Origin of the sequence: Pseudomonas sp. Sample_16, assembly GCF_004307665.1 — a bacterium.
Lineage (GTDB): Bacteria > Pseudomonadota > Gammaproteobacteria > Pseudomonadales > Pseudomonadaceae > Aquipseudomonas.
In genome coordinates this window covers 1-4,629 of record NZ_RCOB01000045.1, presented here as the reverse complement: position 1 = coordinate 4,629, position 4,629 = coordinate 1, and the positions used below count along the sequence as shown (strand labels likewise).

Annotated in this window: 4 protein-coding genes; 1 reads left to right on the top strand and 3 read right to left on the bottom strand. The window is 57.7% G+C overall.

Going from position 1 to position 4,629, the window contains the following annotated elements; genetic code table 11:
- Positions 1-241: 241 nt before the first annotated feature.
- Positions 242-391 (top strand): hypothetical protein, encoded by a 150-nt coding sequence (locus D8U69_RS29445; protein WP_177434552.1) that lies wholly within the window; start codon positions 242-244, stop codon positions 389-391.
- A gap of 65 nt (positions 392-456) precedes the next feature.
- On the opposite strand, the gene D8U69_RS06195 is transcribed toward D8U69_RS29445, so the two are convergent.
- The 3 genes from D8U69_RS06195 to plsB all read right to left on the bottom strand — a co-directional run bounded on the left by D8U69_RS06195 (position 457) and on the right by plsB (position 4,610).
- Positions 457-1,146: a DUF4197 domain-containing protein gene (locus tag D8U69_RS06195; RefSeq protein WP_130906940.1), complete on the bottom strand. Its 690-nt coding sequence runs from the start codon at positions 1,144-1,146 to the stop codon at positions 457-459.
- 182 nt (positions 1,147-1,328) lie between these two features.
- Positions 1,329-1,964, bottom strand: coding sequence for a hypothetical protein (locus D8U69_RS06190; protein ID WP_056856262.1), 636 nt, complete (start codon positions 1,962-1,964; stop codon positions 1,329-1,331).
- 153 nt (positions 1,965-2,117) lie between these two features.
- Complete coding sequence (gene plsB / locus D8U69_RS06185) at positions 2,118-4,610, bottom strand: glycerol-3-phosphate 1-O-acyltransferase PlsB (protein ID WP_130906939.1); 2,493 nt, start codon at positions 4,608-4,610, stop codon at positions 2,118-2,120.
- Positions 4,611-4,629 lie beyond the last annotated feature (19 nt).

The window sequence follows — 4,629 nt, the reverse complement described above, 5'->3', positions numbered from 1 at the left end:
ACCCGGCATCCATGCCGGGTTGCCCACTACGCAGAACCTCCACTCGGCCTCTCGAGGGGGCGCCCAGATCAAGAGCGGCAGGCGAGCTAACGCTCGGCCTGTTGAGTGGTGAGAAGCAATGGCTTTACGTCGTTGTGCTTTTGCTCTCCTGTGGGAGCTGGCTTGCCAGCGATGACGGCCTGACGGCCACCCAATCTCTACCAGATATCTCCAATCCAATGTAGGAGCCAGCCTGCTGGCGATGACGGCCTGCCAGCCGACCAATCTCTACCAGTTATCATCCATCCTGACCGGCCCGACTTGTAATCTGGTACTCAGTATTCAACAGATGATTGTCCTGGCGCAGCTTTCAGTGGGCGAGGTGCTGGATCAGCTCGATCCGCAGCAGTAGAAATGGAAAAGCCCGCTGACCTTCACAGGTTCAGCGGGCTTTTCTTGTGTGCTGTCAGCCAGGAATTACAAAGTACCGAACACTTTTTTGGCCAAACTGGTCGCCGCCGCCGCCGGGTTCTGGCGCAGGGCTTCTTCCTGTTTGCCGATCATTTCAAACAGGCCATTCAATGCCTGTTCGGTCACGTAGCTTTCGATGTTGGCGTTCTTGGTATCGATCACGCCCATGGTCGCGGCCTGGCCGGCAAATGAGTTGTATTGCTTGGCCAAACCCACCTGGTCGGTGGCTTGCTTGACGATAGGCAGAAACTTGGCGCGGATTTGCTCGCGGCTGGTTTTGTTCAGGTATTGGGTGGCCGAATCGTTGCCGCCACTGAGAATGCCCTTGGCGTCCGCCACGGACATTTTTTTCACCGCATCCACGAGTATGGGCTGGGCTTGGGTCACAGCGGTTTCAGCCGCTTTGTTCATGCTGGTTTCCAGTTGATCGACCTGATCGCCCATGCCGAACTGTTTCATTTTGCTGGCAACCTTGCCCAGCTTGCCCGGCAGTTCGATTTTCACCTCCGGGTTGTTACTGAAGCCGCCCGGCGTGCCGAGTTGCTTCACGGCCAATTGCGCGCCTTGGGTCAGGGCGTCCTTCAGGCCGCCGGTGGCGTCCTGCTGCGACACGTCAGAGAGTGACAAGGCCATCGCATTGGCGCCGATCATCAAACTGGCACACAGGGCGGCGAAGCGAAGGGTAGGGCGGAACATTGGGGATGCTTCCTTCAGTAGATTAAATTCACAATCAACGCCAGCTCGATTTGTTCGCGGCGCGAAGCGTCGAGCTGCACGGCATGATGGTCGATTCGTGTTGCAAAGGCGCCAGCAGCAAACTGGCGCTTGAATCCGGTCGTCGCGAAGTTTACGTCAAGCGTTGTTGTGAACGGTTGGAATCAGTCGCCGAAAATTGGCGTCTGTTCGATTTGCGGCTGCAGAATCAATTTCCCCGGCTTAAGACCCAGAGCCAGCACCTTCTGACCATAGCCTTCGAACGAGCCGATCAACGCATATTCCTGGCCTGGCCAAATCTTGAACGGGTTATATTTCAAGTAGATGGGCGTGGTCTGTGCGGTCAACCCCACGGCTTCATCGATGACAGCCCCTGGCTGGCCATCGTCGTTCAACTCAACCAACTTCACGAACAACTTTGAGTCGGCAGGATAACCAATTTGAGGCATCCACGATTTGAACACAGCGATGTGGCTCACGGTGCTCAAGTAAATATCGGTATCGTGATCGCCTCCTCCCCACCAGAACGTCTGATCCAGATCCAACAGCAACTGCGAGTCCAGAAAAGAGATTTTTACATTGATGGAGAAGCGACTGCCGACCTCGTTCACTTCGGAGTCGATCACAACCGGGAAGTTGATGGGGAGTGTCGATGAAAGATGGTTGCTACCCCACTGACTGTGAAGTTTTGGTGCATTCCTGTCGCTGATGTCCTGTACTTTGATGCTGATTTCGCAACCTGGCAGTAGTTCAAATCGGGGGGGGAAATGCAGGAGCGTGTTGATAGTGTGTTGGGTCATGATGATTTCCTTATCAAATGAATTCGTCGTAAATGACGAGCGCTGAGCTTATCTCCTGAACATTCAAGTGTTATGTAGGAAGCGTTCGCTAGTAGTCAGCGAATTGTTAACGGGACAGATCAGAAGCGTCCTTGCTTCTGTCGCATTGAGACGTCAGACCTGTTCGACAAGATCCGCCGCATCTTCGCTGCGATGCAATGCCACCTGACGGATCGACAGGCGAATCTCCGCCGGCAGTACCCGTTTAGCCGCGCCTTCGGCCAATTCGCCGAGCAGTTCGTGATAACCCAGCTTGCCGGCTTCATCACGCTTGAGTACGTCAAGGTCGAGCAGGGTCTGGATGAAATGGCGGAACAGGCTTTTGTCGAAGAACTCCGGCGCATTCAGGCCGTGCAGGATCGACAGGCGCTGGGCCATGACCGTGCACAGGTCTTCCAGTTCTTCGGCGCTGATGCTGTTCTGGCCACTGTTGAGCAGCAAGGACACGGTCATATAGAAGCGCTGCAAGGTCTGGGCGATGCTTTTCGACAACAGCGTCAGTAACACAAAATGCCGCGAACTCGGTGCCGGGCGCAGATACACGTCGTTCTCGAAACGCAACAGGCCTTGCTCAACGAACGCTTGCAGCCATTGATCGATCACCGCATCCAGCTCATCCAGCGGCCAGCGAATGAACAGCTCCGATTGCAGGTACGGATACAACGCTCGGGTGTAGCGCAGGATCTGTTCGCGGCTCATGCGCGAAGTGCTCTGGAAGAAGCTGGCCAGCAACGCCGGCAGCGCAAAAATGTGCAGCACGTTATTTCGGTAGTACGTCATCAGGACAGCATTCTGCTCGTCCAGGTACAGAATCTTGCCCAACGCATCGCTCTGCTCGGACAGCAGGTCCATGGCCTTGACGTGCTCGATCAGCGCGCGGCCGTCGCCTTCCGGCAATGTGGTGTGCGACGAGTAAGGCACTTTGCGCAACAGCGCCAGATACAGGTCCAGCACCCGCGCCATGGCGCGATCGTCCAAGGCCAGGCGGCTGGTGGACAGCAGCGCGAGCGCGACGAGGTTCACCGGATTGATCGCCGCCGCTTCGTTCAGATGCTGTGCGACTTTCTCGCCGAGGCGGTTGGTGGTTTCGTTGAGCCACGCCGGTTTGAACTGCGGGCCGAGGTCCTGCTGGCGCCAGTCGGGTTGTTCGCTGTCGAGGAATTCCGCCAGTTTGATCGGCTCGCCGAAGTTCACCGCCACTTGGCCGAAGCGCTGTTTGAGCGCGCCGATGACTTTGAAAATATCGAAGATCGATTCTTTCTTTTTGCTTGCACCGCGCAACTCGCCCAGATAGGTCCGACCTTCCAGCACCCGCTCATAGCCGATATACACCGGCACGAACACGATGGGCATGCGCGAAGAGCGCAGGAAACTGCGCAGGGTGATGGCGAGCATTCCGGTTTTCGGTTGCAGCATGCGCCCGGTGCGCGAACGGCCGCCCTCGACAAAGTATTCCACCGGGAAACCCTTGGTAAACAAGGTATGCAGGTACTCGTTGAACACCGAAGTGTAAAGCGGGTTGCCCTTGAACGTGCGCCGCATGAAAAACGCGCCGCCACGTCGCAGCAGGCTGCCGATCACCGGCATGTTGAGGTTTATTCCGGCGGCAATGTGCGGTGGCGTCAGGCCGTTGCGGAACAGCAGGTACGAGAGCAGCAGGTAGTCGATGTGGCTGCGATGGCACGGCACGTAGATCACTTCGTGACCCTGGGCGACCTTCTGCACGCCTTCGATGTGGTTGACCTTGATGCCGTCGTAGATCTTGTTCCAGAACCAGCTCAGCACCACTTCAAGGAAGCGGATAGCGGTGTAGGTGTAGTCCGAAGCAATCTCGTTGCCGTAGCGCAGGGCCTGGGCCTTGGCTTTCTCCGGTGAGATGTTCTCGCGCTCGGCTTCATCGAGGATTGCCTGCTTGACCAAGGGCTGATTGACCAGGCCCTTGACCAGATTGCGCCGGTGGGAGATGTCCGGGCCGATCACGGCGGCCTTCAGGTTGCGAAAGTGCACCCGCAGAATGCGCTGGGCCATGCGCACAGTACGCTCGTGGCCCTTGTTGTGGTCGATCAGTTCGCGCAGGTGGATGGGCGCGGAAAACTGTACGCGGGTTTTGCGCCCCAGCACGATGATGCTCAACAACCGACGCAGGCGTCCGGTAACGGCCCAGCTATCGGCGAACAGGAGTTTCCATGGACTGTTCTCGCTGTCCGGCGACTGGCCCCAGAACACGCTTACCGGAATGATCTGCGCGTCTTCGGCGGCGTTCTGGCTCAGGGCACTGACCAGGCGAGTCAAGGTGGGTGGCGCACCGCGCTTGTCCTGGCGGCCGAGCCAGTCGGGATCAGGCGTCAGGTAGAAAAACGCCGCCGGCTCGATCAATGAACCGACCGACACCGGCAGCACCGGACGCGGCAGCCCGGCTTTGCTGCACTCGGTGTCGACCACGGCCAGATCGGTCAGCGAAGGATTTTGCAGGACGTAGAACACCGGACGACTGCGGTCGAGGTTGAGGGTGAACGACGACTGGTTGATCGTCTCCGAGCGAACCCAGAGGTACAGCAGTCGGCGCAGGGTGCCAAACACAAGACGGCGGAACGGGGAACGGGTCATACGGCTTCTGCGTGAGTGA